This window comes from Aeromonas enterica (assembly GCF_054052465.1).
In genome coordinates, this window is the sequence record NZ_JBSTYL010000001.1 from 136,963 (window position 1) to 161,558 (window position 24,596).

The 24,596-nt window shown below is 63.1% G+C and carries 27 protein-coding genes and 1 pseudogene; 22 read left to right on the forward strand and 6 right to left on the reverse strand.

The window, feature by feature from the left end; genetic code table 11:
* Window positions 1-13 precede the first annotated feature (13 nt).
* The 4 genes from crl to ACW5XD_RS00720 all read left to right on the forward strand — a co-directional run bounded on the left by crl (window position 14) and on the right by ACW5XD_RS00720 (window position 3,947).
* The gene (gene crl, locus ACW5XD_RS00705) at window positions 14-406 is read left to right on the forward strand and encodes a sigma factor-binding protein Crl (RefSeq protein WP_456493177.1); all 393 of its coding nucleotides are present in this window, start codon (window positions 14-16) and stop codon (window positions 404-406) included.
* Window positions 407-614: 208 nt separating this feature from the next.
* Window positions 615-1,718: a glutamate 5-kinase gene (proB, locus tag ACW5XD_RS00710; protein ID WP_456493178.1), complete on the forward strand. Its 1,104-nt coding sequence runs from the start codon at window positions 615-617 to the stop codon at window positions 1,716-1,718.
* Window positions 1,719-1,902: 184 nt separating this feature from the next.
* Window positions 1,903-3,156 (forward strand): glutamate-5-semialdehyde dehydrogenase, encoded by a 1,254-nt coding sequence (locus ACW5XD_RS00715; protein WP_456493179.1) that lies wholly within the window; start codon window positions 1,903-1,905, stop codon window positions 3,154-3,156.
* 155 nt (window positions 3,157-3,311) lie between these two features.
* A complete protein-coding gene (locus tag ACW5XD_RS00720) occupies window positions 3,312-3,947 on the forward strand; it encodes a murein L,D-transpeptidase catalytic domain family protein (RefSeq protein WP_456493180.1) in 636 nt (211 codons plus the stop codon).
* Between the two features lie 76 nt (window positions 3,948-4,023).
* Here ACW5XD_RS00720 and ACW5XD_RS00725 read toward each other — a convergent pair whose 3' ends face one another.
* A complete protein-coding gene (locus ACW5XD_RS00725; protein ID WP_456493181.1) occupies window positions 4,024-4,455 on the reverse strand; it encodes a universal stress protein in 432 nt (143 codons plus the stop codon).
* A gap of 208 nt (window positions 4,456-4,663) precedes the next feature.
* Here ACW5XD_RS00725 and ACW5XD_RS00730 point away from each other — a divergent pair, with 208 nt between their 5' ends.
* Window positions 4,664-5,401 (forward strand): hypothetical protein, encoded by a 738-nt coding sequence (locus ACW5XD_RS00730; RefSeq protein WP_456493182.1) that lies wholly within the window; start codon window positions 4,664-4,666, stop codon window positions 5,399-5,401.
* 120 nt (window positions 5,402-5,521) lie between these two features.
* On the opposite strand, the gene ACW5XD_RS00735 is transcribed toward ACW5XD_RS00730, so the two are convergent.
* Window positions 5,522-6,037: an RNA methyltransferase gene (locus tag ACW5XD_RS00735; protein WP_456493183.1), complete on the reverse strand. Its 516-nt coding sequence runs from the start codon at window positions 6,035-6,037 to the stop codon at window positions 5,522-5,524.
* Window positions 6,038-6,234: 197 nt separating this feature from the next.
* Between ACW5XD_RS00735 and ACW5XD_RS00740 the strand changes: the two genes are divergently transcribed.
* Complete coding sequence (locus ACW5XD_RS00740; RefSeq protein ID WP_456493184.1) at window positions 6,235-7,326, forward strand: PfkB family carbohydrate kinase; 1,092 nt, start codon at window positions 6,235-6,237, stop codon at window positions 7,324-7,326.
* Entirely contained in the window at window positions 7,320-8,228 is a 909-nt protein-coding gene (locus ACW5XD_RS00745; protein ID WP_456493185.1) for a pseudouridine-5'-phosphate glycosidase, read from the forward strand. The genes ACW5XD_RS00740 and ACW5XD_RS00745 overlap by 7 nt, the downstream gene beginning before the upstream one ends.
* 173 nt (window positions 8,229-8,401) lie before the next feature.
* Here the strand turns inward: ACW5XD_RS00745 and ACW5XD_RS00750 are convergent.
* Window positions 8,402-9,118 (reverse strand): annotated as a pseudogene (locus tag ACW5XD_RS00750) (carbonic anhydrase); the annotation flags it as partial.
* Between the two features lie 65 nt (window positions 9,119-9,183).
* Between ACW5XD_RS00750 and ACW5XD_RS00755 the strand changes: the two are divergent.
* From ACW5XD_RS00755 to ACW5XD_RS00765, 3 genes are all read left to right on the forward strand, one after another.
* Window positions 9,184-9,318 (forward strand): hypothetical protein, encoded by a 135-nt coding sequence (locus tag ACW5XD_RS00755; protein WP_456493186.1) that lies wholly within the window; start codon window positions 9,184-9,186, stop codon window positions 9,316-9,318.
* A 248-nt stretch (window positions 9,319-9,566) separates the two neighbouring features.
* Entirely contained in the window at window positions 9,567-10,544 is a 978-nt protein-coding gene (locus ACW5XD_RS00760) for a cytochrome-c peroxidase (RefSeq protein WP_456493187.1), read from the forward strand.
* Between the two features lie 248 nt (window positions 10,545-10,792).
* Window positions 10,793-11,548 (forward strand): DNA/RNA non-specific endonuclease, encoded by a 756-nt coding sequence (locus tag ACW5XD_RS00765; protein ID WP_456493188.1) that lies wholly within the window; start codon window positions 10,793-10,795, stop codon window positions 11,546-11,548.
* Between the two features lie 36 nt (window positions 11,549-11,584).
* Here the strand turns inward: ACW5XD_RS00765 and ACW5XD_RS00770 are convergent, their stop codons facing one another.
* The 3 genes from ACW5XD_RS00770 to ACW5XD_RS00780 are packed head-to-tail and all read right to left on the reverse strand — an operon-like array spanning window position 11,585 to window position 13,334.
* Window positions 11,585-11,800 carry a hypothetical protein gene (locus tag ACW5XD_RS00770; RefSeq protein WP_456493189.1) on the reverse strand — a complete coding sequence of 72 codons (216 nt, stop codon included), beginning with the start codon at window positions 11,798-11,800 and terminating at the stop codon, window positions 11,585-11,587.
* Window positions 11,801-11,846: 46 nt separating this feature from the next.
* The gene (locus ACW5XD_RS00775; protein WP_456493190.1) at window positions 11,847-12,923 is read right to left on the reverse strand and encodes a methyltransferase; all 1,077 of its coding nucleotides are present in this window, start codon (window positions 12,921-12,923) and stop codon (window positions 11,847-11,849) included.
* A gap of 18 nt (window positions 12,924-12,941) precedes the next feature.
* Window positions 12,942-13,334 carry a hypothetical protein gene (locus ACW5XD_RS00780; protein WP_456493191.1) on the reverse strand — a complete coding sequence of 131 codons (393 nt, stop codon included), beginning with the start codon at window positions 13,332-13,334 and terminating at the stop codon, window positions 12,942-12,944.
* A 248-nt stretch (window positions 13,335-13,582) separates the two neighbouring features.
* Between ACW5XD_RS00780 and ACW5XD_RS00785 the strand changes: the two genes are divergently transcribed.
* The 12 genes from ACW5XD_RS00785 to ACW5XD_RS00840 are packed head-to-tail and all read left to right on the forward strand — an operon-like array spanning window position 13,583 to window position 24,596.
* Complete coding sequence (locus tag ACW5XD_RS00785) at window positions 13,583-14,305, forward strand: beta-ketoacyl synthase chain length factor (protein ID WP_456493192.1); 723 nt, start codon at window positions 13,583-13,585, stop codon at window positions 14,303-14,305.
* Window positions 14,290-15,048 carry a lysophospholipid acyltransferase family protein gene (locus tag ACW5XD_RS00790; protein WP_456493193.1) on the forward strand — a complete coding sequence of 253 codons (759 nt, stop codon included), beginning with the start codon at window positions 14,290-14,292 and terminating at the stop codon, window positions 15,046-15,048. The genes ACW5XD_RS00785 and ACW5XD_RS00790 overlap by 16 nt, the downstream gene beginning before the upstream one ends.
* 17 nt (window positions 15,049-15,065) lie before the next feature.
* Window positions 15,066-15,332: a phosphopantetheine-binding protein gene (locus ACW5XD_RS00795; protein WP_005317803.1), complete on the forward strand. Its 267-nt coding sequence runs from the start codon at window positions 15,066-15,068 to the stop codon at window positions 15,330-15,332.
* Window positions 15,333-15,335: 3 nt separating this feature from the next.
* On the forward strand, window positions 15,336-15,584 hold the full coding sequence (locus ACW5XD_RS00800; protein ID WP_456493194.1) for an acyl carrier protein: 249 nt from the start codon (window positions 15,336-15,338) through the stop codon (window positions 15,582-15,584).
* Window positions 15,585-15,603: 19 nt separating this feature from the next.
* On the forward strand, window positions 15,604-16,191 hold the full coding sequence (locus tag ACW5XD_RS00805; protein ID WP_456493195.1) for a hypothetical protein: 588 nt from the start codon (window positions 15,604-15,606) through the stop codon (window positions 16,189-16,191).
* Window positions 16,188-17,558, forward strand: a complete 1,371-nt coding sequence (locus ACW5XD_RS00810; RefSeq protein ID WP_456493196.1) for an AMP-binding protein — start codon at window positions 16,188-16,190, stop codon at window positions 17,556-17,558. The genes ACW5XD_RS00805 and ACW5XD_RS00810 overlap by 4 nt, the downstream gene beginning before the upstream one ends.
* Window positions 17,542-17,898 (forward strand): ApeI family dehydratase, encoded by a 357-nt coding sequence (locus ACW5XD_RS00815; protein WP_456493197.1) that lies wholly within the window; start codon window positions 17,542-17,544, stop codon window positions 17,896-17,898. The genes ACW5XD_RS00810 and ACW5XD_RS00815 overlap by 17 nt, the downstream gene beginning before the upstream one ends.
* Window positions 17,895-19,598, forward strand: coding sequence for a glycosyltransferase family 2 protein (locus tag ACW5XD_RS00820; RefSeq protein ID WP_456493198.1), 1,704 nt, complete (start codon window positions 17,895-17,897; stop codon window positions 19,596-19,598). The genes ACW5XD_RS00815 and ACW5XD_RS00820 overlap by 4 nt, the downstream gene beginning before the upstream one ends.
* Window positions 19,585-21,147 (forward strand): HAL/PAL/TAL family ammonia-lyase, encoded by a 1,563-nt coding sequence (locus ACW5XD_RS00825; RefSeq protein WP_456493199.1) that lies wholly within the window; start codon window positions 19,585-19,587, stop codon window positions 21,145-21,147. Before ACW5XD_RS00820 ends, ACW5XD_RS00825 begins: the two co-directional genes overlap by 14 nt.
* Before the next feature lie 28 nt (window positions 21,148-21,175).
* Window positions 21,176-21,601, forward strand: coding sequence for an acyl-CoA thioesterase (locus tag ACW5XD_RS00830; protein ID WP_456493200.1), 426 nt, complete (start codon window positions 21,176-21,178; stop codon window positions 21,599-21,601).
* On the forward strand, window positions 21,598-22,212 hold the full coding sequence (locus ACW5XD_RS00835) for an outer membrane lipoprotein carrier protein LolA (RefSeq protein WP_456493201.1): 615 nt from the start codon (window positions 21,598-21,600) through the stop codon (window positions 22,210-22,212). The genes ACW5XD_RS00830 and ACW5XD_RS00835 overlap by 4 nt, the downstream gene beginning before the upstream one ends.
* A 50-nt stretch (window positions 22,213-22,262) precedes the next feature.
* Window positions 22,263-24,596, forward strand: a complete 2,334-nt coding sequence (locus ACW5XD_RS00840; protein ID WP_456493202.1) for an MMPL family transporter — start codon at window positions 22,263-22,265, stop codon at window positions 24,594-24,596.

A 24,596-nucleotide genomic window follows, 5' to 3' on the forward strand; every position in this document is an offset into this window, starting at 1 on the left:
CAGGGAGGTTAACATGTCAGAAAAAGTGACCTACAAGCGACTGCTGAGGCAGTTTGCTGCAATTGGCCCCTATTTACGTGAAGATCTGTGTGAAGAGGGGCGCTATCGTTTCGATTGTCTCTCCGTCTGCGTCAGCGCCAAACCGGCGCCGGACAAGCGGGAGTTCTGGGGCTGGTGGCTGGTGCTGGAGCAGCAGGACCACAGCTTCAGCTATCACTATCAGGTCGGTTTCTACAATGCGGAAGGGGTCTGGCTCAACAAGCCAATCCCGAAGAAGCATCAGGTGGAAGTCGATCGCACCCTCAACCGTTTCTACAAGCTCATCAGCGACAAGCTTGCCTTGCTTGAGTGTCGGCTGGCCCCTGCCGAGCAGGTGACCAACGAGCTGACCGTCACCGCCGCCTGATGTACTGATGCCCTGCGAGTTGTTCACTCCCTCGCAGGGCCATCTTGTCTCACTGCCTGCCGTTACCCATTTCTCTCTTCAAGCCAGCCGCCTCTCGTCACAGGGCAAGCTTCCTTCGTCCACGCAGCGCTTGTGGGCTTAATTGCCTTGCAGGGCAACAGGGCCGTGGGTATAAAGGGATTCCTTACTTTTCAGCCTTCTTGCTCCCATGGAAAACAGAACCATAGTCGTCAAACTGGGCACCAGCGTGCTCACTGGGGGATCTTCCCAGCTTAACCGTGCCCACATGGTGGAGCTGGTCAGGCAGTGTGCGGCCTTGCACCGTCACGGCCACAGAGTCGTAGTGGTCACCTCGGGGGCCATTGCCGCCGGGCGTGAACATCTGGGTCACCCCCCGCTGGCGCCGACCTTGCCCAACAAGCAGATGCTGGCGGCGGTTGGCCAGACCCAGCTCATTCGGGTATGGCAGGATCTGTTCAACCTCTATGGGCTGCACATCGGCCAGATGTTGCTGACCCGCGCCGATCTGGAAGACCGCGAGCGTTACCTCAATGCCCGCGATACCCTGCGCACCCTGCTCGATCACCGCATCATTCCGGTCATCAACGAGAACGATGCCGTGGCGACTGCCGAGATCAAGGTGGGTGACAACGACAACCTCTCCGCTCGCGCCGCCATTCTGGCCGATGCCGACCTCTTGATCCTGCTGACCGATCAGACCGGCCTGTTCACCGCCGATCCGCGCAGCAACCCGGATGCCCAGCTGATCGAAGAGGTGCAAACCATAGATGACACCCTGCGCAAGTTGGCAGGTGGCAGTGTCGGTGGTCTTGGTACCGGCGGCATGGCGACCAAGCTGCAGGCGGCCGACGTGGCGCGCCGGGCCGGGGTCAAGGTGGTGATCGCCACCGGCCAAATGCCGGAGGTGGTAGGTCGTCTCGCCAAGGGTGAGCGCATCGGCACCCTGTTCCCGGCGCTGGCCTCGCCGCTGGAAGGGCGCAAGAGCTGGATTCTGGCCGGCCCGCCCCCCCACGGTGAAGTCCAGGTGGATCAGGGCGCCGTGGCCGCCATGCAGGAGAAGGGCTCCAGCTTGCTGCCCAAGGGCATAGTCTCAGTGAAGGGGGATTTCGTGCGCGGCGATGTGGTGCGAATTCTCGATCCCAAGGGCGTCGAGCTGGCCCGTGGCATCTGTCGTTACGACCATCTGGAGCTGGAGAAGCTGCGGGGCGTTCACTCGGATCAGATAGAACAGATATTGGGCTACGGCTATGGCGCCGTGGCCATTCACCGAGATGACATGGTGTTGCTGTAAGGTAGCCGGTTCGATAGAGCTTGTGGTTACGGCTACGGGATCATGGGCCATTTACAGAGATGACATGGTGCTGCTCTAGGGCAGACGGTTCGATAGAGCCTGTGGTTACGGCTACGGGATCATGGGCCATTCACCGAGATGACATGGTGTTGCCGTAAAGCGACACCCAGAAAGGGACACAATCATGAGTCTGGAGAAAATGGGGCAGGCGGCCCGCGAAGCCGCCTATCAACTGGCGACCATCAGCACGGCGCAGAAGAACCGGGCGCTGGCCGCCATCGCCGACGAGCTGGAGGCGCGCAGTAGCCAGATCCTGGCCGCCAACGAAAAAGACATCGCCGCCGGCCGCGAGGTCGGACTGTCGGACGCCATGCTGGATCGGCTGCTGCTCAATCCAGCCCGGCTGGTTGGCATAGTGGCAGACGTGCGCAAGGTGATCACCCTGGATGATCCGGTCGGTGCCGAAATCGACAACCGGGTGCTGGAGAACGGCCTGCGCCTCTCCCGTCGTCGGGTGCCTATCGGCGTCATCGGCGTCATCTACGAGGCACGTCCCAATGTCACCATCGACATTGCCAGCCTCTGCCTCAAGACAGGCAACGCCAGCATACTGCGTGGCGGGCGCGAGACCTTTCACTCCAACCTGGAGCTGGTGCGGGTGATCCAGCGCGCGCTGGCCGCCTCGGGTCTGCCTGCCGAGGCGGTACAGTACATCGACAACCCGGATCGGGCGCTGGTGGGCCAGCTGCTGCGTCTCGATCGCTATGTGGACATGATCATCCCCCGTGGCGGTGCCGGGCTGCACAAGATGTGCAAGGAGAACAGCTCCATCCCCGTGATCATTGGCGGCTTTGGCATCAGCCATGTCTTCGTGGACGAGAGCGCCGATCTGCCGCGCTCGCTGGCGGTCATCGACAACGCCAAGGTGCAGCGCCCCTCCGCCTGCAACGCCCTCGATACCCTGCTGGTGCATGAAAAGGTGGCCGCCGCCTTGCTGCCGCAGCTGGTCAGCCTGATGAACGAGCGCAAGGTGGCCCTGGTGGCCGCCCCCAACGCCATGGCGTTGCTGGCTGGCGCCGATACGCTGCGCGAGGCGGGTCCGGAAGATTTCGATACCGAATGGCTGGGGCTGACCCTGGGGGTCAGACTGGTGGCGGACGTGAACGAGGCGCTGGCCCACATGCGCGAGCATAACGCCGGCCACTCGGATGCCATCCTCACCAACGACCTGGGCAATGCCGAGCGCTTCGTCAATGGCGCCGGTTCGGCCGCCGTCTACGTCAATGCCTCTACCCGCTTCACCGACGGTGGCCAGTTCGGGCTGGGTGCCGAGGTGGCGGTTTCGACCCAGATGCTGCACGCCCGCGGCCCCATGGGGCTGACCGAGCTCACCAGCTATAAGTGGGTGGGATTGGCGGATTATCTGATCCGTGCCTGAGGACGTTGCCACTCCTGCTGAAACCATGCCGACTCAGGTCGGCATTTTTATGCTCTTTTCTTGCGCCCCATCAGGGGCTTGGATATAACTATTCAGCGGGGTGTGGCGATATTTTGCACACTGCACTACCAACAAAAACGGGAGCAGATTCAAGGATGAAGCAAACAGATTGGATTGCGCGGCTAGGATGGCTCTGGTTGAGCGTGCCGCTGTTGCTGGGTGCGCTCTGTTTCAGTACCAGCAGCCACGCCAGCTGGGATCAGGATCTCTATCGCCAGCTGGGGCTGGCAGGCAAGCTCGACAGCCGAGTGTTTCGCAAGGCCATCAACAGCTACCAAAGCGTGCGCTACAAGCGCAAACCCATACTCACCATCATCGACTACAGCAAACCCTCAACTCAGCGCCGGCTGTTTGTCATCGACGTGAAACGTCACAAGCTGCTCTATCACACCTGGGTCAGCCACGGTCGCAACTCGGGCGAGTTGGCCGCCCGTCAGTTTTCCAACCAGCTCAACTCCATGCAGAGTTCTCTCGGCGTCTATCGCACCGCCGAGACCTATCAGGGCAAGCACGGCTATTCGCTGCGTCTCGACGGCCTGAGCCCGGGTCAGAACAGCAATGCCCGCAAGCGGGCCATCGTCGTGCACGGTGCCGACTATGCCAGCCCGCGCCATCTGCTCAAATATGACAAGCTGGGGCGTAGCTGGGGATGCCCTGCGCTGCCCAAGGAGCAGTCCAGGGCCATCATCGACATCATCAAGGGAGGCAGCGTCATCTACGCCCACGGCTGAGGCAGGCCTGCGAGCCCAAAAAAAGAAGGCCAGCAATCGCTGGCCTTCTTTTTGTTGTCGCACGGTGCAGGAAGGATTACTTGCGCACCACCAATACGGGGCAGGGAGCGTGTCGTACCACGGACTCGGCCACGCTGCCCACCAGCAGGTGGCTGATGCCGGAACGGCCATGGCTGCCCATGACGACCAGATCGGCTTTCTCCTCTTTCGCCTGAATGACAATTTCGTCAGCGGCGCGACCGAAGCGAACTTCGAAGGTGGCGGGTATGGGCAGGCTGGCGACCAGTTCTTTCATCTGGGTTTTGGCCTGGCGCTCCATCTCATGGGTGATTTCGATGGCGGTCATGTGCAGGATCTTGTAGCTGTCGAAACCGTGCAGTTGGTCCACGACATGAACCAGTTTGAGTTCAGCCTGATGGCTCTGGGCCATGAACACCGCATAGTCGAGCACGGACTGAGACATCTGGGAAAAATCGACGGGGCAGAGCAGAGTTTTGATGGATGGCATATGAAGGCTCCCCTATGGTTGGGCTACTAATGAATCTTATTGTTGATAATACCCATTCAACTGCTAATAACCCTCGACTCGCTCTCAAAACCGGGAAAAAGAGGTGATTCAGCGCTAAATCTTCTTATGATGTGGTTATGGCTTTGGTGCATTCATCGCGCTGGCTGATCTGCCGGATGAAAACATCGCCACCGAGGGAATTGTGAAAATGGTTCGTCTGCTGCTGTCGTTGCTACTTCTTCTATTCTCCCTGCCCGGTCGAGCCGATCCCCTGCACGTCTATTGCGATGACTGGCCCGGTTTCTGCCAGCCGGATGGACGAGGCGTCTATCTGGATATCGTCAGGACCATCTATCAACCCAACGGCTATGACGTCATTCCGCATATCGTGCCTTACAAGAGAGCACTGGCGTTGGTGTCCCAGAAAGGGGGCGACATGGCAATGGGAGTCTATCGGGATGAAGTCAGCGGTGTGCGTCAGCCCGCTTATCCGGCCTCGGCCGACGATCTGACCGTGCTGATGCTCAAGAAGTGGCAGCCCCAGTGGCTGGGTGAAAGCAGTCTGGAAGGGCAGGGGGTGTTGTGGCTGCGAGGATGGGCCCTTGACAAGTACATCCCGGTTTCCATGCGTTGGCACGAGATAGATAGCCATGACATGGCCCTGCGACTGTTGGCCAAGGAGCGCTATCGTTACTACCTCACCGCCGGTGTGCTCTATTCGGCAGATTCGCTCCCTGCCGACATGAAGCGCACCTTCCTGCGCTGGATCCCGACCTATCCTATCTTTGCCAATACCGAGAAAGGCAAATACCTTCAGCAACTCTGGGATCAGGGCATGGTCAATGTGATCCGGCACGGCACCTTGGCCGATATTTATCGACGTTACCAACTTTATGATTACTATCGCAGTTTTATCAATGAGCAGGAACAGCGGGTACAGAACTAGGGGATTATGCTTGCCGACGATTCTGCCCGTAGAGGCTTGCCCAAGCGATCACACAGGATCACCTTGACCTAAGCCGCCAGATGCATGCCGCCTTGCTGTGTGGTCACATGGACCACTGATTTACTCTGTTAGCCCGGCCCGCAGGCGTTTCGCCAAGCGGTCATACAGGATCACATTGACCGAGGCTGCCAGGTTCATGCAGCCTTGCGTTGGTACATAGACCACGTCCTTCACGGCTCCATAACGGGCGGGATCCAGGGTGCCATCCTCGGGGCCGAAGATATAGAAGGCCCGCTCCGGGTGGACATAATCCGGCAGCGATATGGCGCCTTCAATCAGATCCACCACCACGGGGACGCATCCGGTCGGGACTATCTCCATGAGGTTATCAACCCCGAGCAGGGGGATCTTGTCCACCATCTGCTTGGTATCCGTGGCAAAACGGCGCGCCAGCTCGAAGCGGTTGCCCGTGTAGTAGACCTCGTCCGCCCCATAGCAACCGGCGGCGCGCATCACGGCCCCCACGTTCTCCGGGGATTTGGGATTGACCAGTCCGATGCAGCAATAGCCCGGTGCCTCCTGCGTTGGCGACTGTGTATCGGTCTGCTCTGTGCAGCCATGACCTGACTCTTTCATCTTGTTCTCCTCTGTGGCGGCCGCATTATAAGCGGCCGTTGCCCACCCGCCCATGAAAAGTGGCATTCAGATACGAGAAGCTCATCGCAGCCTGCTGCTGATTTTTTGTGCGCAAACCGACAATTTTTGCATGCGATGATGGCGGGAAAACGTTTTTCGGAAATAATGGACAAACGTTTGTAACTGGATGTTTGTCTATGACTGAGCGTGAACAAGAGATCCTCGCCCTGCTGCGTCAGGATCCCATGATTGCCCAGCAGGAGCTGGCGGACAGGCTCGGCATCAGCCGCTCGGCGCTGGCGAGCCACATCTCCAGCCTGATGCGCCAGGGCTATGTGCAGGGGCGCGGTTATGTGCTGCGGGAAGGGCCCTACGCCGTGGTGATCGGCGGCGCCAATATGGATATCTGCGGCTGCAGCCACGACAACCTGCGCATCGGCGACTCCAACCCCGGCAAGGTACGCACCTCCGCCGGCGGGGTGGGGCGCAACATAGCCGAGAACCTGGCGCGGCTCGGCACCGATACCCGGCTGCTGAGCGCGGTGGGCAACGATCAATATGGTCATCACCTGCTGGACGTGACCCAGCGCGCTGGCGTCGACGTGCGTCAGGTGCTGATGCTGGATGGCCAGGCGACCTCCTGTTACCTCAGCCTGCACGATGGCAGTGGCGAGATGAGCTGCGCCGTCAACGACATGGCGATCATCGATCAACTGACACCGGCCCGGCTCACCCCCTTGAGCGGTTTTCTCGGCGCGGCGCGGCTCTGGGTGCTCGACACCAACCTCGCCACCCACACCCTCGACTGGCTGTTCGAGCGCCAGGGAGAGCACATCATCTTCGTCGACACCGTCTCGGTGGCCAAGGTGGAGAAGATCCGCCCCTGGCTGCACAGGATCCACACCCTCAAACCCAACCGCAGCGAGGCCGAGCAGCTGTGCGGCTTCACCATCGCCGGGCCCGATACCTGGCCCATGGCGGCGGCCTGGTTCCACCGCGCCGGGGTGCAGCGGCTGTTCCTGAGTCTCGGCGATCAGGGGATTTTCTACAGCGACGGGGAGTGCCAGGGCCATCTGCCCGTGCTCGGCAGCCAGGTCGTCAACGTGACCGGCGGTGGCGATGCCTTCATGGCAGGGCTGGCCCACGCCTGGTTGCAGGAGAGCGACATGACCGACACTACCCGTTTCGCCCTCGGCTGCGCCGCTCTCACCGTTAATTGTTCCGATACCGTCTTTTCCGGCCTATCCAAGGCCGCCGTTGAACGCATGCTGGAGGAGTACCCATGTTGAACGCTTACCTCGATATCCAACCTGAAGTCGCCGCGGCCCTGGCCGCCGGCAAACCCGTCGTCGCCCTGGAGTCCACCATCATCTCCCACGGCATGCCCTATCCGCAGAACGTGGAGACGGCGCGTCAGGTAGAGCAAGTCGTGCGCGACAACGGCGCCGTGCCGGCCACCATCGCCATCCTGGATGGCCGCCTCAAGGTGGGTCTGGATGCGGGGGCGCTGGAGGCGCTGGGTCGGGCCGGTCATGCCGCCACCAAGTGCAGCCGCCGCGATATTCCCTTCGTGCTGGCGAACAAGGGGCTGGGGGCGACCACGGTCGCCTCCACCATGATCATCGCCGCCATGGCCGGCATCCGGGTGTTCGCTACCGGCGGCATCGGCGGCGTACATCGCGGCGCCCAGGAGACCTTCGACATCTCGGCGGATCTGCAGGAGTTTGCCCAGACGCCGGTGGCCGTGGTCTGCGCCGGTGCCAAGTCGATACTCGACATAGGTCTGACCCTGGAGTACCTGGAGACCCAGGGGGTGCCCGTCATCGGCTATCAGACCGATGAGCTGCCCGCCTTCTACACCCGCGAGAGCGGCTTCAAGGTGGATTACCGGCTGGAGAGCCCGGCGGCGATCGCCGAGGCGCTGCGCCTCAAGTGGGAGCTGGGGCTGGCCGGTGGCGCCGTGGTCACCAACCCGATCCCGACCGAGTTTGCCATGCCCAAGGCCGACATAGATGCGGCCATTAAACAGGCGCTGCAAGAGGCGGACGAGCAGGGGGTCAAGGGCAAGGCGTCCACCCCCTTCCTGCTGGCCCGGGTGTGCGAGCTGACCGGTGGCAACTCGCTGGCGGCCAATATCCAGCTGGTGCTGAACAACGCCGCGCTGGGGGCGCGTATCGCCGCCAGCCTGTAACGGGTAGTCCGGGGCGGTAACTCCCTGGCCGTTAATGTCCAGCTGGAGCTGAACAACGCCGCCCTGGGGGCGCGCATTGCCGCCAGTCTGTAATCAGTTGCTGCAAACGAAAAAGAGGGCCTGTGGGCCCTCTTTTCTATTTCGGCTCTGTGATCGCCAGGGTGGATTATTGCAACAACAGACCCGTGCAGCGGCTGCACGGGTCTGTTGTTGGGGTGGTGCATCACCGCCTTGAAGGCATCGATCTGGGCCTGGTTCACCTGCACCGGCTGCTTCATCACCAGCCAGCGCACCCCTTCCGAGCAGGGCGGGGTGGTCAGCGAACCGCTGAAGCGGTAGTAGTCACGGTTGGCGGGCAGCAGCTGATCCGCTGATAGCGGCGTTGCCAGCGACCGGCTTTCGCCCGCCTTCGCCGGCAGTTGCTGCCAAGCCTGGCTCAGCGCCGGGTTGGCGCGGCCCGGCTCGAACATCACGGCCACCACCGCCAGCTCCCCCTTGGCATTGGCGTGCACCAGGTGCCCCTCCAGCGGGTAGGATTTGCCCTTGATGAGGTTTTCACTGGGGGCGTGGAAGTGGAACTGTTTGAGCTCAAAGCGCATGCCGTCGAGCTGCAGCGAGCTGCCCGGGTCATAGCTGACCTGTACCGTGTGGCCGTTGTTGGTGACGTTCTGGCCACCCGCCAGGTAGTGAAACTGCAGCGGGGCCAGCTTGGCTTCCACCAGATCATCGAGGTTGACCGGCGACTGGTTGCTGCCCGCGCACTGGCCAAATTCCGGGGTCAGTCTGGCCCATTGCGCCGGGCCGGCCTCGCCGCTGTATTCCCAATGCGGGGTGGCGGCAAAGGCGGTGGGGCAGAGCAACAGGGCACAGGCCAACAGGGACTTTCTCATCATACATCCTTATCTTGATTGAAAAGCACAGCCATCCGCCTCCTTAATAAGTGAAGGAACAGGGGATGGCATTATCTGAAGTGCGGGATACAGAATGTCAGACCGGATTGTTTATTATTAACAGCCGCATTACCGATCATATTTATGATGCATTTAATATAAATCTAATTAACAGTCGGCAGCGCCTGCATATTGAATAATCGCTTTATTCAATGACAGCAATCTAATTAATTGGCTGTCATCGCAGATGAATTAGCTCATAATTTATTCATCAGAATTTAGCTCTTTTTTGGCTCGCAAGTCCCCGCCACTGGTCCGCCTGTAATATGTTAATTCATTGTTTTTAATGTGGTTTTTGTTGGTCTCATTTGATCTTGAACAAATAATAAGCAGGCTTTCCCGGTCAGGCTGATGCTGCTGTTATGCACAGTCACAAGGGAGAGAAAAAATGAATAAATATTGTCTGTTGCTGGCGCTGGGTCTGCCCGGGGCGGGGTGGGCGGCTGAACCGGTCCAACCGGTAGAGGTACCCAAGGTGGCATCGCCGGAAAAAGTCGAGCTGGGCAAGATGCTGTTCTTCGAGCCACGGCTCTCCAAATCCAACGCCATCTCCTGCAACTCCTGCCACAACCTGGCGACCGGCGGGGTGGACAACCAGGTCAGCTCTCTTGGCCACAAGTGGAAGGAGGGGCCGATCAACTCGCCCACCGTGCTCAACTCCAGCCTCAACTTCGTGCAGTTCTGGGACGGTCGTGCCAAGGATCTGCAGGCGCAGGCCGCGGGCCCCATCGAGAATCCGCTGGAGATGGCCTTCACCCACAAGCTGGCGGTGGAGACGCTGCACACCCTGCCCGAATATCGCACCCGTTTCGGCGCCGTCTACGGCAAGGCGGACTTCGGCATCAATGAGGTCACGGACGCCATCGCCGCCTTCGAGGAGACCCTGGTCACCCCCAACGCGCCGTTCGATCGCTGGTTGAAGGGAGATGGCAAGGCGCTGACGGCGCAGCAGCTGAAGGGCTATCAGCTGTTCAAGGAGAAGGGCTGCACCGCCTGCCACAACGGGGTGGCCATCGGCGGCAACTCTTATCAGAAGATGGGGCTGGTCAAGCCGTTCAAGACCGACAACCCGGCCCTGGGCCGTGGCGGCGTGACCGGCGAGAAGCAGTTCATCGGCTGGTTCAAGGTGCCGACTCTGCGCAACATAGAGCTGACCTACCCCTACTTCCACGACGGTTCAGTCTGGGATCTGAAGGAGGCGGTGCAGGTCATGGCGGACATCCAGCTGGGCCAGACCCTGAGCGAGCAGGAGGCCGACGACATGACCGCCTACCTCAAGAGCCTGACCGGCGAGCAGCCGCAGATAGTGCTGCCGATCCTGCCGCCCTCCCAACCCGATACCCCCAGGCCTCAGGTCAAGAGCTGAGCGGGTCGTGGTTCTGAAATCGAGCGGGGCTGATGCCCCGCTTTTCATGGCCCTATCTCTCTGATAACACAGCCAAAGTACAGTATTCAGCATAATGACAAGGGGATGACAATCCCCCAGCTGGCGACGGGGATTTCACCGATTTGCAGCCCTCTTCACAATTTCAACACGCTCACAATCTGTTCGATTGCCTAACTCATCCGACCTGGTGTCAAATCACTCCGCCTAATACAAGGAGTGGCATAATAATGAATAATATCAATAAATTAGTTCTGGCTATCGGATTCACTCTCACCACCTTCCCGACCCTGGCGGCGGGCTTTCAGTGCAAGGACCACGTCAAGCTCGGGGTCCCCAGCCAATCCAGTCAGCTGCTGTGTCGGGACGGTTACGCCGCCGGTTACAACTATGACACCAAGGTCTCTGACTGGGTCTCTTATCGGATGACGGCAACCAGTGCCCAGGGCCAGGTGGCACGCAAGGATGCCTTCGCCGAAGACAGGGAGGTGCCGGTGCAGTACCGCGCTACCCTGGCGGATTACAAGGGCTCGGGTTATGACCGCGGCCATCAGGCGCCCGCGGCGGACATGCGCGCCACCGCCACCACCATGAAGCAGAGCTTCCTGCTGACCAACATGACTCCGCAGTTGCCGGCGCTCAATCAGGGCGCCTGGCGCATTCTGGAGGAGAAGACCCGCCAGTGGGCCATCGCCTATCAGGATGTGCAGGTGATCACGGGCCCCATCTTCACCAACTCCGACAGCGCCATCGGCAACGGTGTGACCGTGCCCCACGCCTATTATCGAGTGGTGATGGACGTGGCCAACCAGGAGGCGATCGCCTTCGTCCTGCCGCAGCAGAACGTGTCGGCCAGCCGGCTTGCGGATTACATAGTGACTGTGGATGCGGTGGAGGAGCAGACTGGGCTCGATTTCTTCACCGAGCTGCCGGATGAGCAGGAAGAGGCCATGGAATCCCGGCTGATGGCCATGTGGGGCAATTGATCCATCCAATGACAACAGGGGCCTTGGCCCCTGTTGTCATTCGTTCATATCGTCACCGATTTTCTTGACGGTATCCCGGGTACCGTGACCGATTTCACGGGTCACATCCCGGGTGGTGTGGCCAATCTCGCGGGTCACGTTGCGGGTGGTGTGCCCCACGGTCCTGCCCGCCTCCTTGATGTCTGCACAGCCGCCGGTCACTGTGCCCAGGGTCAAACCGAGTGCCAGCAGTGCCAGATAGTTAGGCGTCATGTGTGTTCCTTCTCGTTTCATCATCATCTCGATACCGATGTCGGCATTATGGCCTCGTGTGCAGCGGACGGGCAACCAGCAGGGTGTGGCCGGGGCCCGGGATCTCATGCTCTTCTTCCACGTGGAAATGCGCCTCGCGCAGGCACTGATACATCTGTTTGGAGTGATAAAAGCGGCTGTTGCCGTTGGCCAGACAGGTGAAGTAGAGGGAGGTGGCGTTGAGACTGAAGCTGGCGGCTTCGAAGGTCTGCCTGTCCCAGAACAGCTCCAGAATGCAGACCCGGGCATCGGGTGGCATGGCCAGCCTGATCCGGTTCAGGATGGTGACTATCTGTTCGTGACTGAAGCAGTCGAGGAACTGGCTCATCCACCAGAGATCGGCCTCGCCGGGCAGGGGGCCTGCTTGCAGCAGATCCACCGGGTGGCCCTGCACTCGCGCCGTCAGTCCCGCCTCTTCAATATTAAGTCGGGCCAGCGCCAGCTGCTCTGGCAAGTCCAGTATGGTGACCCGCAGCGCCGGATCCCGGTTGGCGCAGGCGATGGCCCACTTGCCGGTGTTGCCGCCCAGATCGTAGAGGTGGCGCGGCTCATAGCCAAGCACCTTAGCCTGTGCCTGCTGGAACGCCCAGTCGGAGTAGAAGTGATCAAACGCAAACCAGCTGCTGCGGGCGGGCTCGGGCAGCTCGCTCAGGTGCGGGTAGAGGGTCTGCCAGGGGCCGAACTCCTGCAGACCGGCCGGCGTACCGTCGCGGATAGCGTCGAGCAGATGGGCGAGGGGTTGATAGCAGACGTGCTGGGTGAAGTCGAGATTGACCCGGCTCATGGCATCGTGCTGCAGGTACTTGCCGACCCGGCCCAGCACATAGCGATCATCGGCCAGGTAGCAGAGCCCGCCGCCGAGGCCCATGTCCAGCAGCACGCTGACCGCATATTCACTCAGCTCGCACGCCTGGGCTATGTCCGCCAGCGGCGCGCCCTGCTGGCCACGGGTCTCGAGAAAGGCGAGCACCCCTGTCTCACGCAGACACCAGCTGGCCTGGAACAGCATGGGCCCGAAGGCGATCTTCTGGGCCGCGCCTATGGCCTCCAGCGCGTTGTAGGGGTCTGCCTGATAATGGTTCACGGGGTAGCTCCTGCCGGATTAACGGCTCTGTGCGCGGGCGAGTTCGGTCTGGATGGCCTGATTCAGACCCAGTACCCAGCGGTTATAACTGCGATGAATGCTGCCCTTGCCCTTGTCATCCAGATTGACGCTGCTCACATAATTGATGGAATAGTCGTGGCTGCTATATGGAATATCGATCACCGCCTGATGCTGGCGTACATTGACCTGGCCACGAATAAGTCCCGGCTTCTCTTTTTTCATCACCCAGCTCTTGCTGATCCCCGCCGTGATAATGGCGCTGGCTACTTGATCTTCGGTCAGATTGAAGGCAACCGGGTTGGCGGCCATATTGCGAATGGGTTGGCTGGTGGAGCAGGCAGCCAGCAGGGCACAGGCCAGCAGCAGGGGTATTTTATTAATGAGTTTCATAATATTTTCCTTGGGGAGGATATGCATCAATTTGGCGTGGCAATGAGACAACACAAATTGTTTATTTTCAATCACCAAGGCGGTGGATAATCTGCTCCAGCTATTATTTTTGACGAATAATGGTATTATTCGCGCGGTATTAATGTGATGACTTCATTCAATGCCGTGGAGCAGGCACTGCTCGTCGGGTGAGTGCCTTTTATCGTCTTCGCTCCCACCCACAGTTTTAAGGACAGGTTGCCTGAAACATGCTCTCTTTCTCGCTGCTGGATAGCCAGGCACTGTCACCCGGTTTGGTCGATGACGCCGCTTGGCAGGAATGGGCGCTGCAGGGCCGCTGGCCCATCGACTCACCGTTTCCCACAACCCCTTTGCTGCCCATGATGATGGCGCGCCGCCTGAGCCAGGGTTCCCGGCTGGCGGTGCAGCTGGGGCTGAGCCTGCTGGCTCGCCATCCCGTCGATTACGCCATCTTCGTCAGCCGCCACGGCGAACTGGCCCGTTCTGTGACTCTGTTGCAGGCGCTGGCGGACGGCCAGGCGCTGTCCCCTACCGATTTCTCCATGTCAGTGCACAACACGGCCGCCGGCCTGAGCTCCATTCAGGGCAAGGCCGCCATCCCCATGACCTCGCTGGCGGCGGGAGAGGGCGGGCTGATGGCGGGGTTTACCGAGGCGGTGGCGGCGCTGCACGCCGGTGCCAGCCGGGTGCTGCTGGTGGCGTTCGAGGGGCCCGTGCCCGAGTTTCACCGCCCCTGGTTGCCGGACGAGGCGCCGCCCCATGCGCTGGGGCTGGTGCTGCAGGCCGGCGAGCAGTGGTGTTGCGATCCCGCTCAGTGCTACGGGGATGAAAACATCAGGGCTGCCCCCTCTTTGCCTCAGTCGCTGGCCTTCTGGCGGGCCCTGCTGCGGCATGAATCGACCCTGACCCTTTGCGATGGCCGTCAGGAGTGGACATGGCTGCGGCGCTGAATCGGGGCTGGCGGCTGATCGGCACTGCCCTTGGCTTCACCCTGTTCGGGGTGGGCGGCCTGCTGCTCTCTCTGTGCTGGTTTCCGTTGCTGGCGCTCTGTTTGCGTGGGGAGCGGCGGCGTACTCTGGCCCAGCTGACCATACGCCACAGCTTTCGGCTGTTTCTCGGCGTGTTGCGTGGTTGGGGCGTGCTGGATTATCGGGTGAGCGGCATGCCCGCCGACTTGCGCGGCGCCCTGGTGGTGGCCAATCACCCCAGCCTGCTCGATTACGTCATGCTGGCCGCCGAGATGCCGGTGTGCGACTGCATCGTCAAGCAGTCCCTCTGGCGCAACCCCTTCGTGGGCGGCGTGGTGCGGGCCGCCGATTACCTGCCCAATGTGGAGGCGGAGTGCCTCCTGCCCCTGTGCATGGCACGGATCCAGGCCGGCGGTCTGCTGCTGATCTTCCCGGAGGGAACCCGCACCACGCCGGGGGAACCCATCAAGTTGCAACGCGGCGCGGCCCAGTTGGCGGTGCGCAGCCGGGTGCCCCTGCAGCCGGTGCGGATCCACTGCAGCACTCGATTTCTCACCAAACAGGACAAATGGTTCAAGATCCCGGAAAATAAGCCGACTTTCACCATAGAATTCCTGCCGCAAGTGGCGGCAGACGAGGTGGTCGCCACCGACCAGAGCTGTGCGCTGGCCGCGCGCCAGCTGACCCGGTTTCTCACCCGGGCCCTGCAAATGGGGCCCCAATGACAGCGTATGGAACAGTTATGCAAGACCTGCACCTAGAGATAAAACAACTCATCATCGACAGTCTCAACCTCGAGGGGCTGACCCCTGAGGATATAGACAGCCAGGCGCCGCTGTTCGGTGACGGCCTGGGACTGGACTCCATCGATGCGCTGGAGCTGGGCCTTGCCATCAAGGGCCGCTACGGCATAGTGCTCTCCGCCGAGGATGAAAATACCCGTCGTCACTTTGCCTCAGTCGCGGCCCTGGTCGCCCTGGTGCAGGCCCAGTCGAAAGGGGAGGCCTGAGCCATGACCCGTGACGACATCTTTGCCCAGATAAAGGCCGCTCTCGTCGAGTTGTTCGAGGTGGATGAAGAGGCCATTACCCCGGAGGCCCGCCTCTATCAGGATCTCGAGCTCGACAGCATAGATGCCATCGATCTGGTGGTGCACCTGCAGAAACTGACCGGCAAGAAGATCAAGCCGGAAGAGTTCAAGTCGGTGCGTAGCGTCAATGACGTGGTGGATGCGGTCGAGCGTCTGCTCGCCAGCACCTGATGCCGGTGCGCCCCCGCCCATGACGCGCTGGCTCTCCTGGCTGGCCGGTGGTGCCCTGCTGCTCTACCCGCTGGCTGTCTACTGGGGTCTGACCCGTGCCGGTCAGACCCCGTTGCTGCTTGGCCTGCTGCTCATCTTCTCGCTGCGGCTGCTGCCGGGTCTGCTCAAGGGCCGGGCCCGTCTCGGCCCCTTGCCCGAGTGGCTCTGGCTGGGCCGCCTGCTGGCCTGCATCGGGCTGGGGTTGACCCTGCTGTCGGCCCTGTTCAACGCCCGTCACTGGCTGCTCTACTACCCGCTGGCGGTGAGCCTGGCGCTGCTCTGCCTGTTTGGCTGGAGCCTGACCCGTCCCATGAGCCTGGTGGAGCGGCTGGCCCGCCTGCAGGATCCCCGTCTGCCGGATGTCGCCATCGGCTATACCCGGCGGGTGACCCAGGTCTGGTGCGGCTTCTTCGTGGTCAACGGCGCCCTGGCGGCCTTCACCATCTGGCACGGCGATCTGGCGCTCTGGAGTCTTTACAACGGCCTCATCAGCTACGCCTTGATGGGCGCTTTGATGGCAGGGGAATATCTGGTACGCAGGCGACTGATGAAGAGGCGGGCCCCATGACCCTGCTGCAAACGCTCTGGCAGCGGGACGACGACCAGCTGGTGGCGTTCGGTCAAGGCGGCGAGGTGACCCTGGCCGAACTGCGCCTTGGTAGCCTGCAACTGGCCCGGGCCATGGCACGCCATGCTCGCCCCGGGCAGCCGCGCGCGCGCTGGGCGCTCTGTTTCGATGACAGCCTGCTGTTTGCCCAGGCCCTGCTGGCCTGCGCCCTCGGCGGTCATCAAGCCATCCTGCCGGGCCATCAACGGCTGGCCGGGCTGCTGGCGCTGCGGGATCAGTTTGACGGCCTGCTCACCGATGGCGGGCTGCCAGCCGATGGGCTTGATGTGCCCCAGCTGCGGCTGCCGCTGGCCGATTGCCATGGTGAGCTGGATGCAGAGCACGCCAGCCGGGTTCCCGAGCGTCTCGACCTGACCCTGTTCAGCTCGGGCTCCACCGGCGAGCCCAAGGCCATCCCCAAAGCCTGGCCCCAGCTGGAGGTCGAGCTGCGGGTGCAGATGGCGCTCTGGGGCCAGGCCCTGGCCGATACCCGGGTGCTGGCCAGCGTCAGTCACCAGCACATCTACGGCCTGCTGTTTCGCATCCTGCTGCCGCTGGCCCTGGGGCGTCCGTTCGATCGCCGCAGCATCGACTACCCGGAGCAGCTGGCGGTGCAAACCGCCCCCTGGGCCCTGATCGCTTCCCCCGCGTTTCTCAGCCGGCTCGATCCGGCCATTCCCGCCGCAGGGTGCAGCCTTGTCGTCTCCTCCGGCGGGCCCCTGCAACCCGAGGATGCCCATCAGGCCCGGGCCCTGCTCGGCCAGTTGCCGGTGGAGATCTTCGGCAGCAGCGAGACCGGCGGCATCGGCTGGCGTCAGCGCCATCAGGCGCAGACCCCCTGGACCCCCTTGCCCGGGGTCGAGGTGCGGGTCGGCCCGGATCAGGGCTTGCTGCTGCGCTCCCCCTTCCTGGCAGAGGACGACTGGCTGGCCTGCGCCGATCGCATCGTGATCAAGGGGGACGGATTTGAGCTGCTGGGGCGCCAGGACAGGGTGATCAAGCTGGAGGAGAAGCGCATCTCCCTCGACGAGGTGGAGACGCGCCTGCAAGCCCTGCCGGAGGTGGAGTTGGCCGCCGTGCTGCCTCTGCAGCAGGGCCAGCGTCAGATCCTCGGCGCCGTGCTGGTGCTGAGCGAATTGGGGGCCGCCCGCTGGGCCGAGCTGGGTCAGGGCCGCTTCCTGTTGGCCCTGCGCCAGCAGCTGCGCCCCTGGCTCGAACCGGTTGCCCTGCCGCGCAGCCTGCGCCGGGTCGAGTGCATGCCCGTCAACGCCCAGGGCAAACGCCCCTGGCCACAACTCAAGGAGCTGTTCGATGAGCCTCTCTGCTGACACGCTGCCGACAGTACTGGGCTGCGAGACGCTGGCCGATGGCGTGCGCCTGCACCTGCGGCTCGATCCGGAGCTGCCCTGGTTTGCGGGCCACTTTCCTGGGGCGCCCCTGCTGCCAGGGGTCACCCAGATCCACTGGGTCATGCACTATGCCACCAGCCGGCTCAACCTGGCGCTGCCGTTTCACGGGCTGGATCAGCTCAAGTTCCAGCGCCCGCTGCGGCCGGGGGCCGAGTGCAGCCTGAGCCTGCAGTGGCAGCCACAAAAGGATCAGCTTGTTTTCAGCTATACGCTGGGGGACGAGCCGGCGAGCAGCGGACGGGTGCGCTTCATCCCATGACGCCCTGCATCCTGATCCCCTGTTACAACCACGCCGGCCCGCTGGCCGCTGTGCTGGATCGGCTGGCCGAATATGAGCTGCCCTGCCTGCTGATCGACGATGGTAGCGAACCCGTCGCCGCCGCCGCGCTGGATGGGCTGGCCGCCCGCCACCCCTGGGTTACCCTGCTGCGCCATTCGCACAATCAGGGCAAGGGCGGCGCCGTGATGACGGGGCTGCGCCACGCCCATGGCCTCGGTTTCAGCCACGCCCTGCAGGTGGATGCCGATGGCCAGCACGATTTGGCTGATATTCCGGCCCTGCTGGCCGAGGCGGGCAAGCACCCGGAGGCGCTTATCTCGGGCCGCCCGCTCTACGACGATTCCGTGCCCAAAGGGCGCCTCTATGGCCGCTATATCACCCATGTCTGGGTCTGGATCGAGACGCTGTCGTTTACCATCAAGGACAGCATGTGCGGCTTTCGGGTCTATCCGCTGGCGGCCAGCTGTGCGCTGCTCGAACGGGTGGCGCTCGGCAGGCGGATGGATTTTGACACCGAGGTGATGGTGCGCCTGCACTGGGCCGGAGTGGCGGTGCGTTTCGTGCCGACCCGGGTCATCTATCCCGCCGATGGCAGCTCCCATTTCCAGCTCGGGCGCGACAATCGCGACATCTCCTGGATGCACACCCGGCTGGTGTGCCGCCTGTTGTGGGATCTGCTGTTGCGCCTGGCGAGCGGGCCCCGCCGCCTCTGGTCATGGGCGACCCGGCTGTGGCGCGAGCGCCGGACCCACTGGTCGCGCACGCCGGAGCGCGGTTCATTGCTCGGCATGCAGATCATGCTGGCCAGCTATCGCCTGCTGGGGCGGCGGGGCTTCTCCTTATTGCTCTACCCCGTCATCGGCTACTTCTGGCTGACCGGCCGCGCTCAGCGTCAGGCATCCCAAGCCTATCTGGCCCGGCTCGAGGCCTTTTCCCGCACTCAGGGCATACGGCTCCCCCCTGAGCCGAGATCGAGCTTTCGCCACTTCCTGCGCTTTGGTGAGGCGGCGCTCGACAAGCTGGCCGGCTGGCGCGGCGACATAGTCGAGGATCAGATCGAGCTGGTGGGAAGGGATCACTACGAGGCCGCCATCAACAGTGGCAAGGGCTTGCTGCTGCTGGGTTCTCACCTCGGCGATCTCGAGCTGTGCCGGGCCCTTGGCAGTCGCAAGGGGGAGGTGCGCATCAATGCGCTGGTCTTTACCCGTCACGCGGCCCGTTTCAACGCCCTGCTCAAGCAGATCAACCCGGATTCACGGCTCAACCTCATCCAGGTGCAGGAGATGGGAGCCGATACCGCCATCTTGCTCAAGGAGAAGCTGGATCAGGGGGAGTGGGTGGTGATCGTCGGCGATCGTACCTCGGTAACCCGGGAGAAGCGGGTGGTCTGGGCCGACTTTCTCGGCGCGCCGGCCCCCTTTCCCCTCGGTCCCTTCGCCCTGGCCAGCGTGCTGGGTTGCCCGGTTTACCTGATGTTCGGCCTCAAGGAGCAGGGGCGCTTTCGAGTGCATTTCGAGCCCTTTGCCGACAGCCTCAGCCTGCCGCGCCAGGGGCGACAACAGATACTCGCGTCCAGGGTGCAGGCCTATGCCGATCGCCTGCAGCATCACTGCCTGCGCGCCCCGCTGGACTGGTTCAACTTTTTTGATTTCTGGCAGCTGACCGATGAACAAGAGTGAGATGAAGTGCGTCACCTTCGGCGCCGAGCCGTTGACCATTGAAGATGTGGTGGCGCTGGCTGAAGGGCGAGCCAAACCCGAACTGAATCCGGATCCCGCCTTTATGGCGCGCATCCAGCGGGGCGCCGATTTCCTCGACCGGCTGCTGGCCGAGGAGGGGGTCATCTACGGGGTGACCACAGGCTACGGGGATTCGGTGACCCGGCCCGTGCCCGCCGAGCTGGTGCCCGAGCTGCCGCTGCACCTGACCCACTTCCACGGCTGCGGGCTGGGGGCGGATCTTGAGCTCGATGCCGGCCGCGCCGTGCTGGCGACCCGGCTCTGCTCGCTGGCGCAGGGAGTCTCCGGGGTCAGCCCGGGTTTGCTTGAGCGGCTCTGCTGGTTGCTGGAGCAGGATCTCATACCGCGTATACCGGAAGAAGGTTCCGTCGGCGCCAGCGGCGATCTCACCCCGCTCTCCTACGTCGCCGCTGTGCTGGTGGGGGAGCGCGAGCTCCATCACGATGGCGCGCTGCGTCCCGCCGCCGAGGTCTATCGGGAGCTGGGGATTACCCCCCTGACCCTGAGACCCAAGGAGGGGCTGGCGCTGATGAACGGCACTTCCGTGATGACGGCGCTGGCCTGTCTCGCCTACGCCCGTGCCGACTACCTGATGCAACTGGCGACCCGGATCACGGCGCTGGTGAGCGTCGCCATGGGGGGCAACGCCTTCCACTTCGACGAGCGGCTGTTTGCCGCCAAGCCCCACCCCGGCATGCAGGGCATAGCGGCCTGGCTGAGGTCGGATCTGGTGGCCGGCGAGCTGCCGCGCCACAGCGATCGGCTGCAGGACAGATACTCATTGCGCTGCGCGCCCCACGTCATAGGTGTGGTGGCCGACAGCCTGCCCTGGTGGCGCCAGCTCATCGAAAACGAGCTCAACAGCGCCAACGACAACCCGCTGATCGACGGGGAGGGGGAGCACGTGATGCACGGTGGCCACTTCTACGGCGGCCACATCGCCATGGCGATGGACAGCATGAAGACGGCCATCGCCAATCTGGCCGACCTGCTGGATCGCCAGCTGGCCCAGCTGGTGGACACCAAGTTCAACGGTGGCCTGCCGAGCAACCTCTCGGGGGCGCCGGCCGGGCGGCAGATGATCAACCACGGTTTCAAGGCGGTGCAGATCGGCGTCTCGGCCTGGACCGCGGAGGCGCTCAAGCAGACCATGCCCGCCAGCGTCTTCTCCCGCTCCACCGAGTGCCACAACCAGGACAAGGTGAGCATGGGCACCATAGCGGCGCGCGATGCCCTGCGGGTGCTGACCCTGACCGAACAGGTCGGGGCCGCCTGCCTGCTGGCGGCGGTACAGGGGGTCGAGCTGCGCCTGGCCCAGCCCACGCCCTTCACCCGGCCGCTCAGCCCGGCCCTGGCCAGAATGGTGCAGCAGGTGCGGGCCGAGTTTGCGCCTCTGCTGGAAGACAGGGCGCTGGAGCAGGAGCTCAGGGCGCTGATTGCTCGCCTCCGCCAGCGTCACTACCCCCTTTATGGGCCGAGCCAGGACTGAAACAAGGTCACTATTGATGAGACAACCCATGCAGAATGAACCCTGGCAGATCAGTGCCGAAGTGGAAGTGACCATCCCATTTCACGATGTGGACATGATGGCGGTCGCCTGGCACGGCCACTACTTTCGCTACATCGAGCTGGCCCGCTGCGCCCTGCTCGACCTCATCGATTACAACTACCCGCAGATGGAGGCCTCCGGCTACCTCTGGCCCATCATCGACACCCGGATGAAGTACCTGGCACCGCTGTGTTTCGGCCAGCGGGTGCGGGTGCGCGCCACCCTGACCGAGTACCAGAACCGCTTGAAGATCGACTACCTGCTGAGCGATGCCGCGAGCGGCACCCGCACCAGCAAGGGCTACAGCATCCAGGTGGCGGTGAGCAAGGCGAGCGGCGAGATGTGCCTGGCCTCGCCCCAGGTGCTGCTGGACAAGCTGGGGGTGAGCCAATGAGCTGTCTTCTGAACCGGCTGATGGTCGGACTGGCCCTGCTGCTGGTGTTGCCGCTGCAGGCGGCGCCCCTGAGCCGTGACCAGGTGCAGCAGCTGTTGACCCTGAGCCCGGCTCGGCAGGCCCATTTCGAGCAGGAGAAGCAGGTGGCGGGGCTGAGTCAGCCGCTCAGGGCCTCCGGCGAGCTGCTGCTGGTGCGCGATCTGGGTCTCTGGTGGCAGCAACAGCAGCCCTTTGCCCTGACGTTGACCCTGACGCCGCAACGCATGGTGCAGCAGGTGGCGGGTCAGCCCGCCACCGTCATCGACAGTCCCCAGCTGCTTGAATTCAGCCAGATGCTGCTGGCGCTGTTCGGCTCGGACGAGGCGACCCTGAGCCGCTACTTCAAGATCGATTTTCAGAGCACGGAGGCGGGCTGGCAGCTGCTGCTGGTGCCGACCCTGACACCGCTGAACAAGGTGTTCGCCAGCCTGACCCTGAGCGGGCAAGGGCAGCTGGATCAGCTCATCATCGCCGACAAGCAGGGTGACAGTACCCGCATCCGTTTCAGTGCCTGGCAAGAGCGAACCCTGCCACTGACCCCTGAGGAGCTGGCCCGCTTTGCTGCCCACTAGCCCCGCATCGCGCCAAGCCACTGCCCCTGGCTTGGCCGGGAGAATCGACCTTGCTGCAATCTGAAACCACCTGGCGCCGGCTTGGCACCCTCTGGATTGGCCTCTGCCTGCTGCTGGTGGCGGTGCTGGCCTGGCAGCTACCCCACAGCCGCATCAATACCAGCCTGATGGATCTGCTGCCCCACGAATCCCGCAGCGATCTGGATCCGGCGTTGCAGCAGGGCTTGTTGCAACAGCTCGATCGCCAGCTGGTCTGGATGCTGAGCCTGCCTGCCGGACAGGATGGGCAGGTGGCGGCCGAGCTGTGGGTAAAACAGCTCGGCCAGATAGCGGCCTTCTCCCATATCAAGGGCTATCAGCCCGAGCTGGCCCCCGCCTGGCAGGCCTATCTGCACGATCTCGCCTGGCAGCGGCTTGATGAGGCCAGCCGGGCCCGGCTGGCGGCTGGCGCCGAGGGCTGGAGCCAGTGGGTGCTCGGCCAGATTTACTCGCCCTTTGGCGGTGTCTCTCGCGCCGAGTGGCAGAGCGATCCGCTGTTGTTGACCCGGGCCGGAGTGCTGGCTGAGGCCAGCGGTCCCATGCAGCTCAAGGAGGGCTGGCTGGTCAGTCGGGACAAGGCGGGCCGCGACTGGTACATGGTGCGGGCCGAGCTGGATCTCTCCGCCTTCGATATCCAGCGCAATCAGGGGTTGCTGAGGGAGCTCGACAACGCCGAGCAGCGCCTCGCCGAGGCTTATCCCGGCGCCGAGCTGTTGCGCCGGGGCACCCTCTTCTACAGCCAGCACGCCAGCAACCTGGCCCAGCAGGACATCTCCACCATAGGGCTGGGCTCCATGATCGGAGTCATGCTGCTGATCTGGGGCGTATTCCGCTCGACCCGGGCGCTATTGCTCTCCCTGCTGCCCATCTGCGTGGGGCTGATGTGGGGGCTGGGCACCGTGCTCATCCTGTTTGGCGAGATCCATGTCTTCACCCTGGTGATCAGCAGCAGCCTCATCGGCATCGCCATCGACTACGCCATCCACTTCCTGTGCGAGCGACGGCTGCACGGCGGCGACGAGACGCCGCATCAGACCCGATTACGGCTGCTGCCGAGCCTCTCGCTGGCGGTGCTGACCACCCTGATCGGTTATGGCCTGCTCTGGTTTGCCCCCTTCCCCGGGTTGCAGCAATTGGCGGTGTGTGCGCTGGCGGGCCTGTTCAGCGCCTTCATCACAGTGCTCTGCCTGTTCCCGCGCTGGGCGGGCCCCTTGCCGATCCGGCCCCTGCGCAGTCAGCCACTGCTGATGGCCTGGCTCAGAGCCTGGCAGCAGCGTCGCCTGGTGCGCATCGGCCTGCCGCTGCTCTGCCTGCTGCTGGCCGCCCTTGGCATCAGCCAGCTGCAGGTGGATGACGACATACGCCGGCTGCAACCCTTGCCGGTAGAACTGCAGGCGCAGGAGAGCCAGATCAAGACCCTGACCGGTCAGCAGGGGGGCATGCAGGGCTTTCTGGTGACGGGCCCGGATGCCGAGCAGGCGCTGCAACGACTGGAGCGGCTGGATGGCCAGTTGGCCGAGCTTAAGGATCGTGGCGCGCTGCGGGACTTTGTCTCCCTCAGTCGCTGGCTGCCCTCGCTGGCGCGCCAGCAGCAGGATGCGGCCGCCATCAGGGCCTTGCTGCCTCAAGTAGTGATCCGGCTGCAAGGGGCCGGTCTGCCGGTGCAGGAGCCTGCCCGTCAGCCTGACTGGTTGACCCCGGCAGACTGGCTGGCCAGCCCGGTCAGCGAGGGGAGCCGTCTGCTGTGGCACTCGCTGGAGGATGGTCGCGTCGCCATCTGGGTGCCGCTGGTCGGGGTGCAGGACGAGGTCGCCCTGACGGCGCTGGCGGCTGCCGAACAAGGTATCTACTGGCAGGATCAACGCAGCGAGTGGAGTCAGCTGTTCGCCCACTACCGTATCAAGCTGGCCGAGCTGCTGTTGCTGGCCATCGGCCTGGTAGCCCTGCTGCTCTGGCGGAGGATGGGGGCGGCCCGGGCGGCCCGGGTACTGCTGGTCAACCTGATTGCGCTGGCCATGGGGCTGGCGTTGCTCGCCGCTTGTGGCCAGCCGCTCACCCTGTTCGGTGTGCTGGCGCTCAGCCTCATCTTCGGCATCGGCATCGACTACGGCCTCTTCTTTGCCCACTGTGGCAACCAGCTGGCGCGGCAGAGTTCTACCCTGCTCGCCATCCTGCTGGCGAACCTCACCACCCAGCTGGCGTTCGGCTTGCTGGCGCTGAGTCACACCCCCGCCATCGCGGGCTTTGGCCTGGTGTTGAGCGGCGGTATCTTTACTGCCTTCCTGTTGTCGCCTCTGGTGCTGGACCGCGTGCGACCGGATGGCGCGGTGCGGGAGCCAACATGA